The 22,349-nt window shown below is 68.6% G+C and carries 17 protein-coding genes and 2 pseudogenes; 15 read left to right on the forward strand and 4 right to left on the reverse strand.

The window, feature by feature from the left end:
• Nucleotides 1-222: 222 nt before the first annotated feature.
• From LNW71_RS34190 to LNW71_RS34245, 12 genes and pseudogenes are all read left to right on the forward strand, one after another.
• Nucleotides 223-1,142 (forward strand): annotated as a pseudogene (locus LNW71_RS34190) (LLM class flavin-dependent oxidoreductase).
• A gap of 294 nt (nucleotides 1,143-1,436) precedes the next feature.
• Nucleotides 1,437-2,603 carry a transposase gene (locus LNW71_RS34195; protein WP_250971725.1) on the forward strand — a complete coding sequence of 389 codons (1,167 nt, stop codon included), beginning with the start codon at nucleotides 1,437-1,439 and terminating at the stop codon, nucleotides 2,601-2,603.
• A gap of 62 nt (nucleotides 2,604-2,665) precedes the next feature.
• The gene (locus LNW71_RS34200) at nucleotides 2,666-3,796 is read left to right on the forward strand and encodes a ParB/RepB/Spo0J family partition protein (protein WP_250971726.1); all 1,131 of its coding nucleotides are present in this window, start codon (nucleotides 2,666-2,668) and stop codon (nucleotides 3,794-3,796) included.
• Nucleotides 3,797-3,811: 15 nt separating this feature from the next.
• Nucleotides 3,812-4,966 (forward strand): class V lanthionine synthetase subunit LxmK, encoded by a 1,155-nt coding sequence (lxmK, locus tag LNW71_RS34205; RefSeq protein WP_250971727.1) that lies wholly within the window; start codon nucleotides 3,812-3,814, stop codon nucleotides 4,964-4,966.
• A complete protein-coding gene (locus LNW71_RS34210) occupies nucleotides 4,963-5,919 on the forward strand; it encodes a T3SS effector HopA1 family protein (protein ID WP_250971728.1) in 957 nt (318 codons plus the stop codon). Before lxmK ends, LNW71_RS34210 begins: the two co-directional genes overlap by 4 nt.
• A 187-nt stretch (nucleotides 5,920-6,106) precedes the next feature.
• The gene (locus tag LNW71_RS34215) at nucleotides 6,107-6,253 is read left to right on the forward strand and encodes a hypothetical protein (RefSeq protein WP_250971729.1); all 147 of its coding nucleotides are present in this window, start codon (nucleotides 6,107-6,109) and stop codon (nucleotides 6,251-6,253) included.
• A 441-nt stretch (nucleotides 6,254-6,694) separates the two neighbouring features.
• The gene (locus LNW71_RS36635; RefSeq protein WP_250971730.1) at nucleotides 6,695-7,894 is read left to right on the forward strand and encodes an acyl-CoA dehydrogenase family protein; all 1,200 of its coding nucleotides are present in this window, start codon (nucleotides 6,695-6,697) and stop codon (nucleotides 7,892-7,894) included.
• 92 nt (nucleotides 7,895-7,986) lie between these two features.
• The gene (locus tag LNW71_RS34225; RefSeq protein WP_250971731.1) at nucleotides 7,987-9,075 is read left to right on the forward strand and encodes an alcohol dehydrogenase catalytic domain-containing protein; all 1,089 of its coding nucleotides are present in this window, start codon (nucleotides 7,987-7,989) and stop codon (nucleotides 9,073-9,075) included.
• A 366-nt stretch (nucleotides 9,076-9,441) separates the two neighbouring features.
• Complete coding sequence (locus LNW71_RS34230; RefSeq protein WP_250971732.1) at nucleotides 9,442-10,980, forward strand: trehalose-6-phosphate synthase; 1,539 nt, start codon at nucleotides 9,442-9,444, stop codon at nucleotides 10,978-10,980.
• Nucleotides 10,977-11,903 (forward strand): UTP--glucose-1-phosphate uridylyltransferase GalU, encoded by a 927-nt coding sequence (gene galU / locus LNW71_RS34235; protein ID WP_250971733.1) that lies wholly within the window; start codon nucleotides 10,977-10,979, stop codon nucleotides 11,901-11,903. The genes LNW71_RS34230 and galU overlap by 4 nt, the downstream gene beginning before the upstream one ends.
• A gap of 89 nt (nucleotides 11,904-11,992) precedes the next feature.
• The gene (locus LNW71_RS34240) at nucleotides 11,993-12,496 is read left to right on the forward strand and encodes a flavin reductase family protein (RefSeq protein ID WP_250971734.1); all 504 of its coding nucleotides are present in this window, start codon (nucleotides 11,993-11,995) and stop codon (nucleotides 12,494-12,496) included.
• Nucleotides 12,497-12,570: 74 nt separating this feature from the next.
• Entirely contained in the window at nucleotides 12,571-13,530 is a 960-nt protein-coding gene (locus LNW71_RS34245; protein ID WP_250971735.1) for a Gfo/Idh/MocA family oxidoreductase, read from the forward strand.
• 89 nt (nucleotides 13,531-13,619) lie between these two features.
• Here the strand turns inward: LNW71_RS34245 and LNW71_RS37135 are convergent, their stop codons facing one another.
• Both LNW71_RS37135 and LNW71_RS34250 read right to left on the reverse strand, forming a co-directional pair.
• The gene (locus LNW71_RS37135) at nucleotides 13,620-14,093 is read right to left on the reverse strand and encodes a MarR family winged helix-turn-helix transcriptional regulator (RefSeq protein ID WP_374119493.1); all 474 of its coding nucleotides are present in this window, start codon (nucleotides 14,091-14,093) and stop codon (nucleotides 13,620-13,622) included.
• Nucleotides 14,008-14,430, reverse strand: coding sequence for an ArsR/SmtB family transcription factor (locus LNW71_RS34250; RefSeq protein ID WP_374119494.1), 423 nt, complete (start codon nucleotides 14,428-14,430; stop codon nucleotides 14,008-14,010). Before LNW71_RS34250 ends, LNW71_RS37135 begins: the two co-directional genes overlap by 86 nt.
• Nucleotides 14,431-14,629: 199 nt before the next feature.
• On the opposite strand from LNW71_RS34250, the gene LNW71_RS34255 reads away from it, so the two are divergent.
• Nucleotides 14,630-16,099, forward strand: a complete 1,470-nt coding sequence (locus LNW71_RS34255; protein WP_250971736.1) for an MFS transporter — start codon at nucleotides 14,630-14,632, stop codon at nucleotides 16,097-16,099.
• Nucleotides 16,100-16,466: 367 nt separating this feature from the next.
• Nucleotides 16,467-18,049, forward strand: a pseudogene (locus LNW71_RS34260) (glycoside hydrolase family 43 protein).
• A 442-nt stretch (nucleotides 18,050-18,491) separates the two neighbouring features.
• Here the strand turns inward: LNW71_RS34260 and LNW71_RS34265 are convergent.
• The gene (locus LNW71_RS34265; RefSeq protein WP_250971737.1) at nucleotides 18,492-19,004 is read right to left on the reverse strand and encodes a DUF402 domain-containing protein; all 513 of its coding nucleotides are present in this window, start codon (nucleotides 19,002-19,004) and stop codon (nucleotides 18,492-18,494) included.
• A gap of 533 nt (nucleotides 19,005-19,537) precedes the next feature.
• Between LNW71_RS34265 and LNW71_RS34270 the strand changes: the two genes are divergently transcribed.
• Nucleotides 19,538-19,882 carry a hypothetical protein gene (locus LNW71_RS34270; RefSeq protein ID WP_250971738.1) on the forward strand — a complete coding sequence of 115 codons (345 nt, stop codon included), beginning with the start codon at nucleotides 19,538-19,540 and terminating at the stop codon, nucleotides 19,880-19,882.
• Nucleotides 19,883-20,812: 930 nt separating this feature from the next.
• On the opposite strand, the gene LNW71_RS34275 is transcribed toward LNW71_RS34270, so the two are convergent.
• Nucleotides 20,813-22,279, reverse strand: coding sequence for an amino acid permease (locus LNW71_RS34275; protein WP_250972249.1), 1,467 nt, complete (start codon nucleotides 22,277-22,279; stop codon nucleotides 20,813-20,815).
• Between the last annotated feature and the right edge of the window lie 70 nt (nucleotides 22,280-22,349).

The raw sequence follows: 22,349 nt of genomic DNA on the forward strand, positions 1-22,349 counted from the left end.
GAGCCCGCCCACGCTGAGCCCGCACGCGCCCCGACGACCGGACCCCGCGCACCCGGCGCCGGAAGGACCCGCCGGCCCCGCTGGTGCCCCGTGGCGGCGTCCACGCCACTGCATCAGCTCCCGCGCCAAGTGCACCCACGACCCGAGGAGGGGTCTTCGATGCCTGAACGGCAGCAAGCGCTCTCGGTCTTCCACCCCGCTCCACCGCACGCACTCGACGCGATGACCGCCTTCGGCACGTTCGCCCGCCGGCGGGGCGTGCGACGGCTGTGGATCGGACAGTCCCTGCACATCGAGTCGCAGCTCGCCCTGGCGGGCCTCGCCGCCCGGCTACCCGGGCTTGCGCTGGGCACCGCCGTAGCCCTCGCACCACTGCGCCACCCCTACCAGGCGGCGGTCGAGGCGCGCAGTCTCGGCGTCCTCTCCGGCGGGTCGTACGTGGCGGGCTACGGGCCCGGCGCGCTGGATCTCCAGCAGAGGCTGCTGGTGGCACCCTACGAACGGCCGCTGCGCGCCATGGGGAGTACGTCTCCGTGATGCGGCGTCTCCTCGACGGCGAAGCCGTCGACCACCAGGGGGAGTACCACACCACTCGCTACGCGCTTCCGCCGATGCCAGGCGCCGGCGCGGTGGAAGTGAGCCTGGGCGTGCTGCGTCCCGGCATGGCCCGGACAGCCGGCCAGGTGGCTGATGTCGCGATCACCTGGCTCGCACCGTACTGGTACATAGCCAAGGCCCTGGTGCCCGCGATGGAACGCGGCGCATCCGACCGGGGCAGGCCGACCCCGAGGATCGCGAGCGTCGTACACGCGGCTGTGAGCAGGCCCGGACGGCGAACGGACGAGGCTGCGTACGCCGCAGTGGGCCCGCACCTGCGCTCCCCTCACTACTGCGACATGCTGCGGCAGGCCGGCGTCGTCGTCGACCCGGCGGATCCGCGCAGGGGAGCGGCGGCACTCGTGGACAGCGGCGTCTTCGTCACGGGCACGCCCGGCGAAATCGCCGACGGGCTGCGGCAGTACCGCGAGCACGGCGTCGACGAGGTGATCGTCAACGTGTCAGGCGTGCTGCTGGCCGAGGGAGCACGGGCCGCGCTGAGCGATCTGGACGCCATCATCGGCGCATACGGAGGCGCTTGCTGAACACCGCCTGCAGGCGTCCTGAGTGCCCCGCCCGCTCCGCCGCCCCACGCCTGCGCCAGGAGGCGGCGCGCAGATTCGCTCCTCCGTGCAACCTTCGCGCCAGGGGGTGAAACCCCCTGGCCAGAAAGGGAATTGGACAAGTAGCTCGCGGTCTGCAGAAAACTGACCTTTGAGAAGGTATTTTATCGACGGGTTGATCGGAGATCGCACCAGTGGGTGTGAGCGGCACAAGGGGGAGTGACCCAGATGCTGACAGACCACACGCAACGGACGCCGACGCGGAGTCCGGACGCCATGCCGGCGTTCGTGGACGACGTCTTCGCCTCGTTGCAGCGCGTGGACCAACGCCGTTGGGCGCAGGCCTATCTCAACGGGCTGCTGAACGTGCCGGGCAGGAAGACCCTGCAGAGCCTCGCCAGGGCCGGAGCGCACAGCGCGGCCTCCGCGCACGGTCTGCAGCAGTTCATCAACTCGAGTCCGTGGGACTGGTCGGCCGTCCGGCAGGCCCTGGTGAACACGGTGGCGGCGCACGCCCGGCCGCGCGCCTGGAGCGTGGCGGAGGTGACCATCCCCAAGCGGGGCGAGCATTCGGTGGGAGTCCACAGACGGTTCGACCGGGATGCCGGCCGGATCATCAACTGCCAGCAGGCGATGGGGTTGTTCATGGTCACCGACCTCTGCACCACTCCGGTGGACTGGCACATCCTGCTCGACGGGACATGGCGCGGTGACGTGGACCGCCGGCGTCGCGTCCGCATCCCCGACTCCGCCACCGCCGCACCCGCACGGACCCACCTGCTGCGCTTCGCCGCCGGTGTCTCGGCCCATCCGCGGCTGCGGGGGATTCCCTGGGTGATCGATCTGCGCCAGGCGGCGGATGCGGCCCTCGTCACCGCCGACCTGACCCGCCGCCACCAGGACTTCGTCTGTGAAGTGAATTCGAACCAGCCCGTCATGGCGGCTCATACCGGACTGCGCATGATCACCGCGGCCGACTTCGTGGCACGCAGACAGGCGCGGCAGGCGCATTTGCTGGCCGCGCCGGATTCCACCGGCTCCATGGCGCCCCTCCTGCTGCACTCGGGCCTGGTGCGGCTTCCGGGCACGGGCGGCCCCGATGATGCTGACGGATTTCCCCGCCACCGGCTGTTCGTTCGCCCCGGCTCCGGGACGAACAAGGCGGCGAGGTACTGGATCACCAACATGGCCGACCGCCGTGTCGAGGAGGTCATGGCCCTCGGCCGGAGCATGCGAACCATCGAGGCAACCGTTGCCGAACTGGAGTCCGATTTCGGCATCCTTGATTTCGAGGGACGCTCCTTCCCTGGCTGGCACCATCACATGACCATGGCCTCCGCCGCCTACGCGTTCAGCCGCCTGTACCCGCAGCGGGCACGGCGAGACCGGGACCGTTGCCCTCCGCCGCACGAAGGATCCCCGCCCATGAGGCTCATCTCCTGATCCGATGGCCCGTCAGGACAGAACCCGCGGAGAGGGAAGCCAAGGACGAGAGGGGACAGGACGTGGCGGACCGCCCTGAGCGCGGTGGTTTCGCGAGTGCGGTGCAGGGCGGCCAGGAACCGACGCACTTACGCGCACCGGATGCCGCCGTCCGCATGGTGAGCATCTCCGACCTGGTGACCGCCGACTCGCCGCGCAGCGAGAGCGAGAGCATCGAACACGCACGGGTCCTGGCGGAGTCGGGGACCGAACTGCCGCCAGTCATCGTCCACGCATCGACCATGCGTCTCATCGACGGCGCGCACCGGGTGAGAGCCGCCCTGATCCGGGGCGAGAGCGAGGTCGCCGCCCGGTTCTTCGACGGCTCCGAGCGCGACGCCTTCGCCCTCGCCGTCGCGGCCAACGTCCAGCACGGCCTGCCTCTCACGCGCAAGGAGCGTACGGACGCCGCCGCGCGCGTATTCGCCTCCCACCCGCACTGGTCCGACCGGGCCGTCGCCTCCGTGACGGGGCTCTCCGCCCACACGATCGGCCGGATCCGCAGGCGTGCAACCGTCCAGGGCGAGCAGTTGCACGACCGCGTCGGCCTCGACGGCCGGCTGCGGCCTCTCAACAGCGCCGAAAACAGACTGCTTGCCGCCGAATACCTCACCACGCATCCTCAGGCTTCCCTGAGAGAGGTCGCCGCGGCATCCGGACTGTCACCGGGCACGGTCCGGGACGTCCGAAGACGCCTCCAGTGCAACGAGGACCCGGTGCCTCCCGCGCAACGCCGAGCCATCACCGCCAGGGCTGCCGCCCCGAAAACCGCACCCACCAGCCCGGCGGCACCCGCGCCCACCGGCCCGGCAGCCCCCGCACCCAGCAGTCCGGCAGCCTCTGCGCCGGCCACTGCCGGCGCCCCTGCCGAGCCGCCCCGCGCCGAGGAACAGCCCGACGCCCGAACAACTCCCCGCACCCAGGTCCAGGCCGCCACCCCGCTGTCCGCACTGCGGCGAGACCCGTCACTCCGGCACAGCGAGACCGGACGGCTGCTCCTGCGTCTGCTCGACAACCGGCTGCTGTCCGAGGCGCACGGAGACGAACTCATCGAAGGTCTCCCGCCGCACAGCCTCGGCAACGTCGCCGCCGCAGCCCGTGAGTGTGCCCGGCTCTGGGCGGAGTTCAGCAACCGACTCGACCGCCGGAAGTGAAGGACGTACCGCCTCATGAACACCGCGAACATCCTGGGCCCCGCTGCACGCCAGGAGCTCCTCCCGGCAGACCTGTCGCAGACGCCACAGGTGAACGCCCTGCTGTCCGCCCTCGGTCTGGGACATCTCGACCCCCTGGACCTTGTCTCCTTCCCGGGCCGCAACAAGAACTGGGCCGGGACCACCAGCCGCGACCGGAGGGTCTTCGTCAAGCAACTGGAAGGCAGCGAAGGACCCGCACGGCTGGAGCGGGCCGTGCGGTACGAGCGCACACAGGCGGCGCACGACGGGATGCGGGTGCTGAGCCCGCCCTGCCTCGGCTGGGACGAGTCCGCTCGCCTCATGGTCTTCGAACTCCTCACTGAGGCGGAGTCCGGCAGTGACCGTGCGGGCCGCCCCGACGGCTTCGGTCCCGACTGGTGCCGACGGGCCGGACAGCTCATCGCCGCCACCCACCAGCTCCCGCCACCGGCTTGCGCACGTGCGGAGTCGGCGGCAGCCTTTATGCCCCTCGACCATGTACAGGCCCTCCCGCTCGACACCTTCGCCAATGCCAGCCGGGCCGAACTCGAGGCCTGGGCACTCCTCCAACGCGACGACGAAGTCATCGAGGCCCTGGAGCGGCTGAACGCCTCCTCCCTCCGTGCCGACCGGCGGCCGGTGCATGCGGATCTGCGCCTCGACCAGTTCCTCGTCTCCCGCGGAGAGCTGTACCTGTCGGACTGGGAGGAGTTCCGCCTGGCCGACCCGGCCAGGGACATCGGCAGCTTCACCGGCGAGTGGCTCCACCGCGCCGTTCTTGCCGCGGCGCCGGACGACGCCGGCACCGGACTGACCCACCCCCAGGCCGTGGCCCGGATAACGGCTGAGATCCAGCGGATCCGCCCGCGGATCAGCGCCTTCTGGAACGGCTACCTCGAAGCTCACGGCCGCCGGGCGAACGCGGACCGGGCCGGTCGCGATGACACCGGGCCACCGCCCCACGGGGACGGCCTCGAAATCCGGGCGACCGCCTTCGCGGGCTGGCATCTGTACGACCGGCTCCTGGCCGGTGCCTCGCACAGCCCACGACTTGGAGCCATGAGCCGTGCGGCAGCGGGGATCGGCCGCCGTATCGTGCTCTCCGCCGAACGTTTCACCGCAGCTGTCGGGCTGGGTGAGGCCCGGTGAACACCACCGACGAGGCATCCGCGGGCCTCGCCCCGAGGGTCGGGGACATCATCGAAGGCATCGAGCTCGCCGGCGATGCGACCCGCGCACGTCTGCCCGGCCGGGAACTCACCGCCGGATCACCGCGCGACATGCACGCCCAGCTCGCATCGGCGATCTACGAGTGCTTCCACGCGGGGTTTCCCGCCCCGCCGAAACCGGCCCTCACCCTGCGGGACGCCGCTCTCGAGTCCGCGTTCACCGCGGCCGTTCCCCACCGGCACACCCCGCTGACCGTCCCGGTGGTCCGCGCCGGGGACTCGCCGGAGATCGTGGTGGAGATCAGCGGCGTACGTGTGCGGATCCCCAGATCGCTGGCAGGTTCCGCCGCCGGCCCGGTATGTGCGGGACAGTCCGTCTCGCTGACCTGGCCGGCCGTCAATCCTGCTGTGTCGCCCGGCTACTTCTTCGTCACCGGCTCCCGGGGCGCCCCGCAGGCAGGGCCACTTGTACGTCTCTATCTCCACGTAGGGGCTCCCTCACAGGCGCCGGGCCTCCTCGCCGACATGCTGGACCGCCTGGAGTCGACGGGCATCCCCTACCGGGCCAAAGCGGGCTCCGTGCCCCGCCACTACCCCCGGCAGGACGCCATGGTGGTCTATCTCGGTCACGGCGCCGGCACGGCCGTCGACGAGATCGCCACGGCCCTGCGGGGTCACCCCGCCCTCCTTCCGGGCACGTCGGCCTTCGCCAGGCGGCTGGCCCCGGGCCTCGCCACCGCTTCCGAGCCCGTCGACCCTCGGCCGGGCATGCGCGGGATGAGTTTCGGCGAACACCGGGCCAACGTTCTCGCCGGCGCGCTCGTCGAACACGCCTTGGCGCCCCACGAGGTCCCGGATCGGCACGCATGGGTCGCCCAGAGGTACACCGAGGCGCGCATCGATCCCCGGTCGCCGGCCGACAACCTCGCCTGATCCACGGCCCTTACACCTTTCCGGCGGGGCATGCCTTTTGCGTGCCGCCGGTCACGGAATCTCAAGATCAAAGGTGTGCAAGTCCGAACTCGGGAGCTGGCCCGCCGGCCCGGTCCTTGTTATAAAAGTTCCAGGTTCCAGCAGGGACCGCACCACTCCCAATTGTCGTTCAGAGAAAGGCTTTTCCATGGATAAGGACCTCAGCGAGCTGGCTTCCGGTTTCGACGCCTACACCGACGTGGACGAGCTCGCGGCGGCCATGGAGGCATCCTCGGTCGCGAAGAGCCCGGGCTTCTCGATCACCCCGACATTCAGCCTTACCGGCAACCACTGACAACTGCCCGGCCCGCCCGCCGGGCCGAGGGAAGAGCCTGGGGACCTTCGGGTCCCCAGGCTCTTTCGCTGTCTCCACCCCGATGCGGACCGTGCAATTCCCTTCCTACCTGGCCATGTTGTGCTTGCAGGGATTCGCCGCCTCCGTCAGGATGGATATCAAGCGGACGGCAGCCGGAAAGGGCGCCTCCGCCCCGGCGGGCGAGAACCCTTCGCCCGACCCGGGACAACTTCGGGGCCCGCACGGAGTCCTTCTGTCCCGGAGGCGAATCCGAGAGGCGCATCGTTGCGCCCAGGAAATCGCCCACTTCCGCGCGTCAATGTCGACGCGCTCCCACGCTCTGACAGCCCCACGCGCCGCCATGCCTGACGGTGCATCTGTTTCCGTGCGCACGAATTGTCCAGTCATTGGTTCGATCTGTGTGAATGTGGAGTGAGTGACGTGAATGCAATCAGCGCCGAGGGCGGGTTCCCCACCCATTCGCCGACGCCCGGGACCGAGGACTGGCTGGCCAGGGTCGAGAAGATCGCGCCGGTCATCGAGGAGGCCCGGGAACAGGCCGATCACGACCGAGTGACCTCCCGTGCGGTCTTCGAGGCACTGCGCGACGCGGGTATCCCCCGGATGTGGGTCGCCGAGGAGTTCGGGGGAGAGCGGGCCAGTATCGAGACGGGATCCGCCGTCATCCAGGCCCTGGCCTGCCTCGATGCCTCGGTGGCCTGGCAGATGGGGGTGCAGGGTGCCATCGGCCGCCTCTCGGACTATCTCCCTGAGGCCACATCCGCGCAGCTGTTCCGGGACCACGACGGGCTGGTGGTGGGCGGGGTCAATCCCGCCGGCCACGCCGAGGAAGTACCGGGCGGCTACCGGCTCAACGGCGAATGGGCGTTCGCCAGCGGATCCGCCCACGCGGACTGGCTGGTCTGCGCCGCCTTCGTCACCGAGAACGGCGAAGTCCGGCGGACGCCCCGGGGCCCGGAAACGCGCATGCTCTTCGTGCCGCGGGCGGATGCCGAAATCCGCGACACCTGGTACACCGTCGGACTGCGCGGAACAGGCAGCAACCACTTCACGGTGAACGACGTGCACGTCCCGGAGGAATTCACGGTCAACGGGGCGGACATGCTGCGTCCGCCGGCCGCACGGAGCTCGCGCGCCTACCCCATCGGCTACTACGACTTCGGTCCCTTCACCTCCGCGTCGACGGCTCTCGGAATCGCGCAGGACGCGATCGATTCCTTCAAGGATCTCGCCGCGAAGAAGACACCGACCGGTGCGACCGGCACGCTCGCCAAGAGTCATGTCGTCCAGGAGAAGCTGGCCCGCGCGGAAATCGAGCTCTACACCGCACGTCTGCTCCTCAAGGACACCGCCCGCCAGGTGACGGCACTCGGCGAGACGGGCGGCGATTCACTGACTTCCCTCGTTCGTGTCACCGCCGCCACGGTCGCGGAAAAGGCCGCGGCCACGGTCGATTCCATGTACAGCCTCGCCGGCGCCAGTTCTGTCTACGCGACAAGCCGGCTCGAGCGGTGTTTCCGTGATGTTCACTCGGCGGTCAAACACATCACGCTGTCACCGACCCACTTCGAAATGGTCGGCCAGTACCTGCTCGGCGGAGGGCTCCAGATGCGGCGGTGACAAATACCACGCCGTATCGGTATCGACTCCGCGCCCCGGAGCACGAAGAACGCACAGCCACCCACTTCGCAGAACACAGAGACGAGGCAGCAATGGAAACGATGAAGGCCGTACAGCTCCTGGCCCCGCGCAAGACGGTCCTGTCGGACCTTCCCGTTCCCGAGACACCCGCCGACGGCCTGCTCATGAAGACCCGTTGCGTGTCGATCTGCTCCACCGACATCTCCTTCTACGAAGGACACCTCTTCCCCTCCGAGTACCCGGTCGTCCTGGGCCACGAGTACCTGGGGGAGGTTGTCGACATCGGCCGCGAGTTCGACACCTCGGGCGTCGACCTGAAGATCGGTGACCGCGTCGTCTACTGGGGCCAGACCGACTTCGGCGGCTTCGCCGAGTACCGCACCGTCCGTCCGATCTTCTCCGGCCAGGTCAAGGAGGACATCTTCGAGGCGGACCGCAACTTCTACGACGACAAGCGCGCGGCCGCGGTGAAGATACCCGACGAACTCAGCGACCTGGAGGCGTCCTTCATCGAACCGGTCACCGGCGCCCTGCGCTCGGTACTCTCCAACCCGCCGAAGGTCGGCGACAAGGTGCTGATCCTGGGGACCGGCCCCATCGGCGTCATCGCCGGCAGCGTCATCAAGCGCCTGCTCGCCCCGAACATGGTGGTGTCCGTCGACACCAACCCGGCGCGCAACGAGTTCGCCGAGCAGCAGTTCTCCAACAAGGCCTACCTGCCCGACGAGCTGATCGAGAGCGTCGACGAGAGCACCTTCGACTACGTCTTCGACGCCCTGCCGACGGTGAAGGTCGCCGACGAGAGCAAGGACCCGCGCCGGGTGGCCATGCGCAAGCTGAAGGCCGGCGGCCGCTACGTCCTGTACGGCGCCTCGCAGGAGATGCAGAAGTTCGACACCTGGCTGATGCTCGCCAAGGGCATCAACATCATCTCTGCACCCTTCGACGTGAATCACTTCCCGATGCACAAGAGCGCCAACGTCATCGCCTCCGCGATGCAGATGCTGCTCACGGGAATCGTCGACGGCAAGGCACTGCTCTCGACCGTCCACAAGTTCGACGACTACGACGGTCTGGTGGACATCTTCGAGAACTACCGGTTCACCACCGACCTCAAGACCATTGTCGACTTCCGCCGCCCGGACGCGGGCGGGAACTAGGGCCTCCCGTCCGGACCATGCGGGCTCGGCGGGTCTGGCGCCGCACCATCGCGGCGTTGTTGTCGGTCGCCGACGCTCCGGGCGGGCTCCTTCCTCCGCCGTGCGAATCACAGCACCGGACCCCGCTCCCTGACCCGGCCTGCTCCAGCCGAAGGACCCTGCCCCGCCCCCGCGGCGCGAACTTCGCTCCCACGGTGCGGACTTCGAGGACACGGCCCGGATCATGACGCGCTCCAGGCGCTGTCCGTCCCACCGCTCACCGGGGGCGGGCAGCCCCCCGGGCCGGCTTCAGGCCGGCCCTCCCCGGGCGGACGGCGTTGCGTCGTGCGCCACGACTGAAGCACTCTCCTGAAAGAGGCCCTTCGGATGGAAGAGAAGGACGAACACGCCGCACCGGCGAACGGGGCAGGACTCGTCGTGGTGGCCAACCGGCTGCCAGTGAGCCTGGAGAGCGCCCCCGACGGGACCCGGCGCTGGCGCCACAGCCCCGGCGGCCTCGTCAGCGCACTGGAACCCTTCCTCCGTACGCAACAGGGAGCATGGGTCGGCTGGCCCGGTGCGGCCGGGCAGGACATGCCCCCTCCGCAGGACGAGGGCCTGCGCCTGCACCCCGTCGACTTGTCCGCCGACGAGGTCGGCGGCTTCTACGAAGGCTTCTCCAACGGCACACTCTGGCCGCTGTACCACGACGTAGTCATGCCTCCCGAATACCATCGCACCTGGTGGGAGGCCTACGTACGGGTCAACCGGAAGTTCGCCCGGGCCGCCGCCGACGTGAGCGCCCCCGGCGCCACGGTCTGGGTCCAGGACTACCAGCTCCAGCTCGTGCCGGCGATGCTGCGCGAACTCCGCCCTGACCTGCGGATCGGCTTCTTCCTGCACATCCCGTTCCCGCCGGTCGAACTGTTCATGCAGCTGCCGTGGCGTGCCGAGATCATCCAAGGGCTGCTGGGTGCCGATCTCATCGGTTTCCACAGGCCGGGCGGCGCGCAGAACTTCCAGTGGCTCGCCGGCCGTCTCGCCGGCCGGGAGAGCGCTCGCACGGTGAGCGGGACGGGGGGCGCCCCCGGAGAGATACGCGTCGGCGACCGGACCGTGAAGGTGGGTGCGTTCCCCATCTCCATCGACGCAGGGGAACTGGACCAGCTCGCGAGGCGGCCTGCCATCCGGCGGATGGCTGAGCAGATCCGTGCGGACCTGGGGCATCCCAAGAAGATCATTCTCGGGGTCGACCGGCTCGACTACACCAAGGGCATCGACGTCCGGCTCCGCGCCCTGCACGAGATGCTGGCGGAGGGGCGGATCGAACCGCGCGAGGTCGCCATGGTGCAGATCGCCACGCCCAGCCGCGAGCGGGTCGAGCACTACGTACGGATGCGCGAGGACATCGAGCGCACCGTCGGCCGGATCAACGGCGAGTTCGGCCGCGTCGGCTCCCCGGTCGTGCACTACCTGCACACCTCCGTCGGCCGTGAGGAACTCGCCGCCTTCTACAGCGCGGCCGACGTCATGCTCGTCACGCCCCTGCGCGACGGCATGAACCTGGTCTGCAAGGAGTACGTCGCCTGCCGCCACGACCTGGGCGGGGCACTCGTCCTCAGTGAATTCGCCGGCGCGGCGGCCGAACTCACCAGCGCGTTCCTGGTCAACCCCCACCACCTGGAGGAGGTCAAGACCACCCTGCACCAGGCCCTGAACGTCCCGGCCGACGAGGCCCGGCGACGAATGACCGTCCTGCGTGAACAAGTGCTCACGCACGACGTCGACCACTGGGCTCGTTCCTTCCTCACCGCGCTGAACGCCGGACCGGCCTTCAGCCACCTTCCCAGCCGGCCGCCGTCCCCGGGAGACTCCACCCCGGACCCGGCCGCGCCGACGCTGCGTACCGATTGGGTCCTGACATGAAGCAGACGCCCTCTCCCGCCCGTGCGGTGACCAAGGCGGTCATCCCCGCGGCGGGGCTGGGAACCCGGTTCCTGCCTGCCACGAAGGCCACTCCGAAGGAGATGCTGCCCGTCGTCGACAAGCCTGCGATTCAGTACGTGGTCGAGGAGGCGGCGGCGGCCGGTCTCTCCGACATCCTGATGATCACGGGCCGCAACAAGCGACCGCTCGAGGACCACTTCGACCGCAACTTCGAGCTGGAGCAGGCCCTTCTGGCAAAAGGCGACCATGAACGGCTCGCCAGGGTCCAGGAGTCCAGCAGCCTGGCCAGCCTGCACTACGTCCGTCAGGGTGATCCACGCGGGCTCGGCCACGCCGTCCTGTGTGCCGCCCCGCACGTGGGGGACCAGCCCTTCGCTGTGCTGCTCGGCGACGACCTGATCGATCCGCGCGATCCGCTGTTGTCGCGGATGGTCGAGGTCCAGGGACGTGAAGGCGGCAGTGTCGTGGCCCTGATGGAGGTCGAGCCGTCCCAGATCCACCTGTACGGCTGCGCGGCGGTGCGCGGCACGGCGGATTCCGATGTGGTGAAGGTGACGGGCCTGGTCGAGAAGCCGGACCCGGGCGATGCGCCGAGCAACTACGCGGTCATCGGCCGCTACGTACTGGACCCGGCCGTCTTCGGGGTACTGCGGCAGACCGGGCCGGGCCGGGGCGGAGAGATCCAGCTCACCGATGCGCTGCAGAAGCTCGCCACGGACGAGGAGACCGGCGGCACGGTGCACGGAGTGGTCTTCAAGGGCCGCCGCTACGACACGGGCGACCGGGGTGACTACCTGCGTGCCATCGTGCAACTGGCCTGCGAGCGCGAAGACCTCGGGCCCCAGTTCCTCGCCTGGCTCAGCCGCCATGTCGCCGAGACAGCACCGACGGGGATGGCGTAGCAGCACCACACGGTCGGCGAAGAGGACGCACCTTCGAGCCGCCGCCTGCCGTACAGACGAACCCGACCCTTGAGAACGGAAGGACAGCCATGTCCGTCGACGCCACAGCCTTCGCCCAGGCCATGTCCCGGGTGCCGGGGCCCGTCACCATCGCCACCGCGGTCGACTCCGCCGGCAGGCGCTGGGGTTTCACCGGCAGCTCTTTCAGCTCACTCTCCCTGGACCCGCCCCTGGTGCTGATATGTCTCGACAAGAAGGCCAGTACGCATCAGGCGTTCACCACCGCGGACCGCTTCTTGATCAACATCCTCGCGCTGGAGCAGCCCGACGTCGCCATGCGGTTCGCACGGTCCGGCGTCGACAGGTTCGACGCGGGTGACATGGTGCCCTGTGAGTTCGGGCTGCCAGGACTCAAGGACGCGGCGGCGCGCGTTGCGTGCCGGATGCACGTCGTCCTGGACGGTGGGGACCACAGCATCCTCGTCGGCCGGGTGGAGGAGACGCACGTGTCCGGGGACCGGATCCCGCTGGTGTACAGCGACCGCGCCTTCGCCCGACCCGTCGCGGACGTCCAGATGGCGGGCGCCCGCTGACCGGACCGCCTGCCCATCCCCGCCGCCGGCCCGCGCCAAGGCCTTCCCCCTTCCGGAGAGCACGCCGCCGACTCATGAAGAACATCCGTATCGCGGTCCTCGGCACGAGCCATGTCCACCTGCCCGACCATCTCGCGGTCATCGAACAGGATCCGGAGGCGGAGCTCGTCGCTCTTCACCATGAGCCCGGCTCCCGCAGTGACGTGCTCCTCGAAGGGCTGCCCTTCGTGTCCACCGTCGAACAGGCGCTGCAACGCGCCGACATGGCGGTCATCGCCTCGACCACCGCGGAGCACGCGCGCCTCCTGGCGCAGACGGCCGCAGCCGGTGTGCCCGCGCTCGTGGAGAAGCCGCTCGGCACCACAGCGGCGGCCACCACGGCGCTCACGCCGCTGCTGGGCGCCGGACCCACCACCACCGCCATGTTCCTGCGCTGCGCGCCGGCACTGCGCCGGGTGCGTGAGGTTCTGACCCGGGGTGAACTGGGCCCGGTGGCGCACGTGCACGCCGCATTCACCCACCCGGGCTTCCTGGACGGTGTGTTCAGCGGCGCCGCCGAGTGGATGCTGAGCGAGGAACGTGGCGGTACAGGAGGCTTCGGGGATCTGGGCATCCATCTCGTGGACCTGCTGCGCTGGCTCGCACCCGGGAGGAAGCTCTCGGTACGGGGGGCCGCGCTCACCCGCCGTCCGGACTGTGCGGTCGACACGGGCGGACTGGCACTCCTGACCTGGGGCGAGGCCCCCGTATCACTCCATGCGGGATGGACCTCCCGCCCCGGCGGGTTCCTGCTGCGCATCGAGGGCGAGGCCGCAACGGTGGAAGTGGGCGCGGGCGGAACAGAGCTGACGATGTCGGCGGACGGTCCCGGCCGCCGCGAGAGACATCCCCCCATCCGCGCGGGCGCGGCACTCGAAGCCTTCCTCGGTGACCTGAGGGGGCACACCCTGTGGGAGGCTCCCACGGCGGCGGACATCGAGGAGACCGGGAGAGTCCTCGACGCCGTACACGCGGCTGCCGCCCGGCCGGCGTAGCGGATCCGGCAGCAGCCCACGCGGCATCTTCACCCGCCTTCGAATCGGCGTAGCGGACACGACGAGCGCCGAGGACGGAGCCCCTGCCGTCACCCGGCCGCTGCGCCGGGCGGAGCTCCTGCGTGCCGCACCGCCAGCACCGACCGGGCCAGGGCGGGCCGGCGCCCGGCTCCGTCCAGCCCTGCTTCCAAGGCCGCGGATGCCAAGGGGCGCAGCCACTCCATCAAAACGCGCCCAGTCGGCGTGAGTACCGGGCAGATGCGTCGACGGTCCGTCGACGCAAGCGTGAGCATCACGAGTTTCCGACCCTCCAGGCGGCTCACGAGCCTGGTGGCGGCGCTGGGACCGAGTCCCACAGCGGCAGCGAGATGCTGCATGTCCGGAACGCTCTCACCGTGTCGGTGTTCGAGCGTGAGGAGCAGGGTGTACTCACGGCTGCTCAGGCCGCTCCGCTGCAGTGCCCCGGCCAGCTCCGACTCAAGGCGCGTGTGCAGGGTGGCGATGGTTCGCCATTGCCTCTCCTCCGACGATGCGGACAGGACCTGAGCGTCTTCCGCGGGCACGGTTACGCAGGCCTGGCGGCCTTGTCGGACTCCTCGTCGAGCCGGGCCCCACGAGGATGGCGTCGAGCAGACCCGGGTAGCGGGAGTCGAGGTCCTCGCGTCGCAGCGACAGCAAGTTCTCCCTGCCTGCGGGCCGCTGGCTGATGACACCGCTGTCGCGCAGGACGCGCCAGTGGTGGGTCATGGTCGATTTCGACACGCCGTCCAGGATGCTCCCGCAGTTGTGCTCTTCCCCGTCGTTCAGTACGCGGACAACGGTCAGCCGCATGGGGTGCCCCAGTGCGGAGAGGACGGCCTCGATCCGGATCTGATCGCGCTCGGGGTGTCGGGAGATCATTGTTCAACTGTACCGCGACAGTCGTCGAATGTGACCCTCTGGCCAAAGCGTCGCCCTGGACCCGGTGTGCACGGAGCGCGACTTGCCAAAGTCGTGCTGGAGATGCGGTCGGCGTTGCAGACGCTACGATTGTACGTAAGCATACGGACAGTCGTACTCGCCGGGCTGCTGCCCATGACCGAAGAGGGGCTGACCTCTCATGTCCGCTTCACCCACGCTGCCGACAGGCGCAAACGCCTCAAGGCCGCAACGCCTGGGCTGGAGTCTGGCGCTCCTGGCCTTGGCGCAGCTGATCTTCTCCCTGGACCTGAACATCGTCTTCGTCGCGCTGCCCGACATCGGCTCGGACCTCGGATTCCCGGGACAGACCCAGCAGCTCGTCGTCAGCGCCTACGTCGTCTTCGCGGGCGGTTTCCTGCTGCTGGGCGGCCGCGCCGCCGACCTCCTCGGCCGCCGCCGGATGTTCGTCCTGGCCCTGACCATCTACGCCGTCTCCTCCCTGGCCGGCGGCCTGGCACAGAGCCCGGAAGTCATCATCGCCGCGCGCGCCGTGCAGGGCATCGGCGGAGCGCTGTTGCTGCCCTCGACGCTCTCGCTGATCAACACGCTGTTCGAGGAGGGCCCCAAGCGCAACAAGGCCCTCGCGGTCTGGGGCGGCGCCGGAGCCAGCGGCCTGACCGTGGGCGCACTCCTCGGCGGCATCCTCACCGAAAGCCTCGGCTGGCCGGCCGTCTTCTATGTGAACGTCCCGCTGGCCGGCGCCGTGGCCCTGGCCGCGCTCGCCGTCATCCCGCGCGACGTGCCGCGCACCGAGAAGCGCAAGTTCGACCTGCCGGGCGCGCTGACCGCCACCGGTGGCTCCACCCTCCTGGTCTTCGCCCTGGTCGAGGGCCCCGAAATGGGGTGGACCTCCGCCACCGTGATCGCGGCCTTCGCCGTCGCCGCGGCCCTCCTCGCCACCTTCGCCGCCGTCGAAGCGCGCACCAAGGACCCGCTCATGCCCTTCCGCCTCTTCCGGAACCGCAACCTGAGCGTCGGCATCACGGTGACCTTCCTCTACATGGCCACCTTCGGCACACTGCCCTACTTCCTGACGGTCCTGATGCAGACCGTGCACGGCTACAGCGCCCTGCAGACCGGCCTGGCGTTCCTCGTCCCGTCCGTGGCCATCGCCACCGGCACCCAGCTCGGCGAGCGACTGACCACCCGCCTGGGCACCCGCACCACCCTGACCGCCGGTTTCGCCATCGGCGCCGTCGGCACCGCTGTGCTCGCACTTGGCTTCGACACCGACGCCACCTACCTGACGGCACTGCCGGGCCTGGTCCTCTCCGGCATCGGCCAGGGCATCGTCTGGACCGCCATGTGGATCGCCGCCTCCACCGGAGTGGCCCCCAACGAGCAGGGCATCGCCAACGGCATGGCCTCCACGACCCTCAACATCGGCAACGCCATCGGCCTCGCCGTCCTGACCGTCATCGCCGACATCGGAACCGGTGGCAAAGCGGGCGAGGCCCTGACCAAGGCCACCGCGGACGGGGAGTTCCTCGTCGTCCTGCTGACCGCGGCAGGCATGGTCGTGGGCCTCCTCATCACACTCGGCCTGCCACGCAAGGCGCCCGCACCCACCCCGACCACCGCAGAGGACACCGTCCTCTCGGTGCGGTGAGCAGCTGACAAGGAGCCGTGCCGGTCGTTCCCCCGCACGGCACGGCTCCACTGCCGCTCGCCACTGCTGCTCCCCGGGCATTCATGCCTCGGGGAGCAGCCTTTTGTGCGGCCCTTCACCACGCGCCGGCCGGCCGGTCCAGTAGGCGTGTGGGCCGTCGATGCCGCATGTGGGCAGGTTCGTGCGCGCACACGGCGCCGAAGACGGCGTGATCTGGTGTTCGTCATGCTGCAACCCGGCGCCTTGCAGAGGCCGTTGACATGGTATGGCGCCCTGCCTACGGTGTCACCGGTGGCGTTACATCGTTGTAATGCCATCGGTGTCTCCTCCTCACGGAACCCGCACTTCCTGCCCCAAGGAGCCGACCATGCGCGCCACCCCCGTCCCCGCCCCCATCCCAAGCCGCACAAGAGCCCTACGCCGCGTCGCGACACTGTCGGCCGCCCTGCTCGCCGTCCTCTACGCCTTGTTGCCTGCATCGGCCACCGCTTCGACGAGCGCGACCGGGTCGGCGAGTGCGACTGGGCTGGCGAGCACCGTCGGGTCGACGAGCACCACCGCGTCGACGAGCGCGACCGGGTCGGCGAGTGCCGCCGCTCCGGCAGCACGAGCCGCGGCGGCAGGCGGATTCCGCAATCCCCTGAACTCAGGGCCCGACCCCTTCATGACGCACTGGAACGGCTTCTACTACCTGACCACCACGCAAGGTGACAGCATCCGGATGTGGCGTGCGTCCTCACTCGGCGCTCTGGCCGCCGCCGACCCCGTGACCGTGTGGACGGACACCGACGCCTCGCGCAACCGCAACATCTGGGCCCCGAGTTCTACCGTTTCGGTGACCGCTGGTACCTCTACTACACCGCTGACGACGGCGTGGACGACCATCACCGCCTTCACGTCCTCGAGTCGGACGGCGACGACCCAGCCGGCCCGTACCACTACAAGGCGAAGCTCGCCCCTCCCAACCACGCCAATGACTTCGCGATCGACGCCGGCATCCTGCAGCACAACGGACGCCTCTACCTGGCGTACAGCGGCATCAACCAGTACCAGCACAACGGACTCAACATCGCCCCGATGTCGAACCCGTACACCGTCTCGGGCAACGCGGTGGCCATCGACGCGGCCGGTGGCTGCCCAGAGGTGAGGGAGGGGCCGGAGTTCCTCTATCGCAACGGCCGTACGTGGATGACCTACTCCACCTGCGACACCGGCAAGCCCGACTACCAGATCTGGATGAAGTCCCTGCCCGCGACCGCCGACCCGCTGGTGCCCGGCAACTGGACCCAGCACCCCGGGCCGGTCTTCTCGCGTGCCGACGACCGCGGTGTGTTCGGTCCGGGCCACCACGCCTTCTTCCGCTCACCCGACGGCGCCGAGGACTGGATCGTCTACCACGCCAAGACGACCTCGGTGAACACGTACTCCGACCGCACCACCCGGGCGCAGCGGTTCACCTGGAAGGCCGACGGCAGCCCCGACTTCGGCCGCCCCCTCGCGCTCGGCGCCACCCAGGACCTGCCCTCAGGCGATCCCGGATCGGGCAACTACTGGATCAACGACGACGGCCGGTCCAGCGGAGACGGAACCATCACGTACACGGGCACCTGGAACTCGGGAACCGGGTGCGCCACCCAGTGCTTCTGGGGCGACGACCACTGGAGCGACCAGGCGGGCAACACCGCCGTCCTCACCTTCACCGGGACGCGCATCGCCCTGTTGTCCGTGAGAGACACCGGCAACGGCATCGCTGCCCTCAGCATCGACGGCGGCCCCGAACAACGCGTCGACTTCCACGGCGCCATCCGCACCGGCGAGACACGCCAGTACCTCAGCCCCCGGTTGTCGAACGGTCGGCACACGCTGCGCGTCCGGGTCACCGGCGAGCACAACGCCCAGTCGACCGGCTCGTACGTCAGTGTGGACCGCGCGGAGATCTACACAAACTGAGGCGGCGGGGCCCCTGGTTCGGGGAATCGCCGCTGCGTTCGGGTTGGCTGGCCGGCAGGCCGCGGGCAGCCAACCAGGCAGCTGACGATGCAGGGCGTCCACCCCTGCGCCTCTGCCGCGTTTGCGCGGCGGTGTGCCGAGATGATCTCGCCCGCCTCCAGCGATCCGTAGTCTTTGGAGGAGCCTGGAAGTCCAGCAGGGTCCACTGCCCCGACTGCCCGGCCGCTGCGTCGGGCACCTCGACACGCCGCACCCTCGTGACCTGCAACGGCACACCGTTCACCTCGCCCCCGGTTCGAAGACTCTCTCCGACAAGCACACCCATCAGCACGCCGGCCTCCTCGCATCGATGTCACGACGTTAGCGAGGAGGCCCTGCTGTCTGGAAGCCATCGACCGTACAGGCCCCAGCAGGCATCAACTCTCGCTCGACCGACACACTCTTACGTGACAGCCCTCAGCCAGGAACGGAAGTGGCTGTTGAAAGGCTCTGCACCCGTGCGTAGCGCTGACTGAAGCCATTCGGCAGATGCGGCCGCCTGCGCGATGACATCGGGCGGGTAGGAGTAGCGGACTTGGTGCTCGGCGAATTCGTCCTGGTCGTCGACGAAGATGTCGCCCCCTGCACGTACACGGCAGACATCGAGGTCCAGGTCGACCATGGTGACCTCGCCGGGGTTCGGCCATCGAGACGGAGTGGTGACGTCGCAGTACGTGTCCAACCGCTGCGGATCGTCCAGGAACAACGCAGTCCACCAGGCATCGCGGGGGATGAGCTTGACCCGGGCCTCTTTCGATTCGTACACGGGCCCCGCGTCGCCCTTGCTGTGGACTGTGCCGGCCGGCATGCCGAGCCAGACACCGTGGTCGTCCTCGCCGAGGCGAAACATGGTGCAGTGCCAGTGCAGGCTTCCGTCGTACTTGCGGGCAGAGAACAGCACCTCAGAGGGATCCATCTCTGGACGCTACCGCGCAGGGCGTTCGGCGAACTCGTCCTCGTTCTGGGAGTCGTCGCGAAGAGACCGCATGACGTGGAGATCGAGGTCCACCGTGCGCAGGACGGTCTTGTCAGCGTTCTTCTCCGCCTCTTGCTCACGTCGCTGTACATCTCCGGGCCCGAATCCATACAGAACGTGGCCGTACACCACTCACCGCGCGGGACCAATCTCATGTACGCGATCCGGCCCTGACAGTGGCCGACCACACGGCGTGATCGTCGTTGCCAAGCCGGTCAGCTTTCCCTTGCGCGCTCAAGTTGCCGTCGCACTTCTGGCCTCCGGTTATCGATCAGCGGGGAGGCGCTCTCGGCGATCACGAAGATGCAAAGGCGACCCCGCCAACCAGGATCGATCCCGGAATCGGGGGCATCAACTAAGTTGTTCTTTCACTTGCCGTGTCTGCTCCGCCCTTCAGATGGAGCATGCTGTACTGATGGGCCGTCCGGCTTGGTTCATGAAGGCGGCGTGCGACAGAGCGCTACGGAGCGAGCATGTGGGACGGCCCTTTTTACCGAGTCAGGCGTGACGGATACGAGATCTGCTTCGTGCCCGGCGCGGGAGAAGACCTTGATGAGGTCTGCAATGTGGACATGTGGGTCATCCGTGATGACGGCGATCGCTGGTCCGGCACCGTGTTCACTCTCGACGAGGTGCACCGAATCATGGACCGTCAACAGCAGGCAGGCCAACCAGAAGGCGACTACTGGTGGTGCTGGGACGGCCTCATCGTCCGTGACGCGGGTGTGGCGTCGATGGTCAAGGTCATCGATGGGCTTGTCACCGCAGGCGAACACGAGACTGTCTTTCGACACGTGGGTCCCGAAGAGGACTTTTGATCTTGTTGCCTCTGGCCGTACCGATTGATGCCCCGAACATGGTCGCTCGTACTGGGATTCCGAAAACGTGAAACGTGGCTCCACCTGATCCTGCATTCCGACGAAGAGGCACTTGTCCAGCGCGAAGGCAACGGGGGACGAGCTTGCTGAATCACGACGTCCGGCGGTAAGTGATCTCGGGGCCGTCGCACTCTGGGAGGACCTCTTCGACTCCCTGACCTCACGGGGAGACGCACGATGCGGTCAGGCCAGGGGTTCAGCGACGACTCGGGTCCCGGTAGCCGTCACGATCCGTTGTGGAAGCTCCGTTGCTCGTCGTTTATCAGGTCCCAGAAGGCTCGTAGCCGACGTGGCCGGCGCACTTCTCAACGAGCCGGGGCTGCTGCTGATGGACGAGCTGCGGAGTGGCTGTGCGACTTGCCGCGGCAGGGACCTCGGGTGGAGGCGAAACCGGTACCGAACGTGAAGCAAGGGCGTCCGATCTTGGGCACTTCAGGCCGGACACCCTTCAGAGCGCTCAGCCAGTGCCGAACCAGGGCCGATACGGCGCCTTCATGTCGTCCCCCGGTCCTACTGTTCCGGCCTGATGGCGAGCAGGGAGACACCTGCCCTCAGAGAGAAGTGCCTGCTTGCCCGCAGGCTCTTACCGGATCGGGGTTCCTGGAAGCTCCTAGAAGTAGTGCTTACGCCCACCGACCTTGCGCTCGCTGGTGCCGAGGAGCCACAGGGCAGCGCCGATCGCCACAAGCGCACCACCGGTGGTCGTGAGCACCCAGGCGCCGACGAGCAAGCCGACAATGATCGGACGCCTCGATCGGCATGGGGCTGGGAGACGATGAACTGGGCGCCTGGCCTGGGAGCGCTTAAGCCAGGCGCCCTTCGGTCCTGTAGAACGGCATCGAGCCCGTATGCGTACCCGGCCCCGGTCTGTTACTTGACCAGCGGGGAGCTCTCCGTTTCGGAGTTCTGCGCCACCCTGCGGCGGACGCCGAACCAGCCGGCGACCAGCATGACGGCGATCACCGGCACGAGCAGCAGGGTCTTGCGCCCGATGTCCGGGTCGTTGCCCATCATGCACAGCACGCCCGTCAGGAAGACGATCGTGACGATCTCCGTGACCGGGCTCCAAGGCAGGCGGAAGTGTGGACGGGCGACCAGACCGGCGCGGGCGCGGCGGACGAAGACGAGGTGACAGAGCATGATGATCACCCACGTGCTGATGACGCCCAGAGAGGCGACGTTCAGTACGATTTCAAATGCTTTGCCCGGAACCAGGTAGTTCAGGCCGACGCCGAGCACGCAGACGGCGCAGGTCAGCAGGATGCCGCCGTAGGGGACCTGGCTGCGGCTCATCACGCGGGTGAACCGGGGTGCGGAACCCGCCATCGCCATGGACCGGAGGATGCGCCCGGTGGAGTACAGGCCGGAGTTCAGCGACGACATCGCCGCGGTGAGTACGACCAGGTTCATGACGTCGTCGGCCGCCGGGACCCCGACCTTGGACAGGACGGTGACGAACGGGCTCTCGTCCCCCGAGTAGAGCGAGCCGGGGAGCAGCAGGGCCAGCAGGAGGACCGAACCGACGTAGAACAGCGCGACCCGCCACATGATCGAGTTCACCGCTCGCGGCACGACCTTCTCCGGCTCGGCGGTCTCACCGGCGGCGACGCCGACCAGCTCCAGAGCCGCGTACGCGAAGATCACGCCCTGCATGACGAGGACCACGGGCATCACGCCGTGCGGGAGGATCCCGCCATGGTCGGTGATCATGCTCACGCCTGGTGTGTGGCCGCCCACATCGTGCCGAGTGGCCAGGAGGAAGATGCCGATGAGCATGAAGCCGACGAGTGTGGCGACCTTGATGATGGAGAACCAGAACTCCATCTCGCCGAAGACCTTCACCGAGATGAGGTTCACGGCCAGCACCACCGCGAGGGCGGCAAGGGCGAGCACCCATTGCGGGATGCTCGTGAACAGGCTCCAGTAATGGGTGTACAGCGCGATCGCGGTGATGTCGGCGATACCGGTCGTCGACCAGTTCAGGAAGTACATCCACCCAGCGACGTAGGCTCCCTTCTCCCCGAGAAACTCGCGCGCGTACGAAACGAAGGAGCCTGAAGAGGGCCGGTGGAGCACGAGCTCGCCGAGTGCCCGGACGACGAAGAAGGCGAAGACGCCGCAGACGAGGTAGGCGATCGCGAGCGCCGGACCGGCGTCGCGCAGGCGTCCTCCGGCGCCCAGGAAGAGGCCGGTGCCGATCGCACCGCCGATGGCGATCATGTTCACGTGTCGGGCTTTGAGGCCCTTGCTGTAATCGGCGTCGCCCGCGTCTGCGGGCGTCCCTGTCGCCTCTTGGTGTGCTGCATCCTGCGCCGTGTCGACGGCAATTTCACTCACGGGTGGTTCCACTTTCTGGTGCGCCCGGGCAGAAGCGCACCCGGGTTGTCCGTGCCTTGACAGGGCCCGC

The sequence above is a fragment of the Streptomyces sp. RKAG290 genome (assembly GCF_023701695.1).
Classification (GTDB): Bacteria; Actinomycetota; Actinomycetes; order Streptomycetales; family Streptomycetaceae; genus Streptomyces.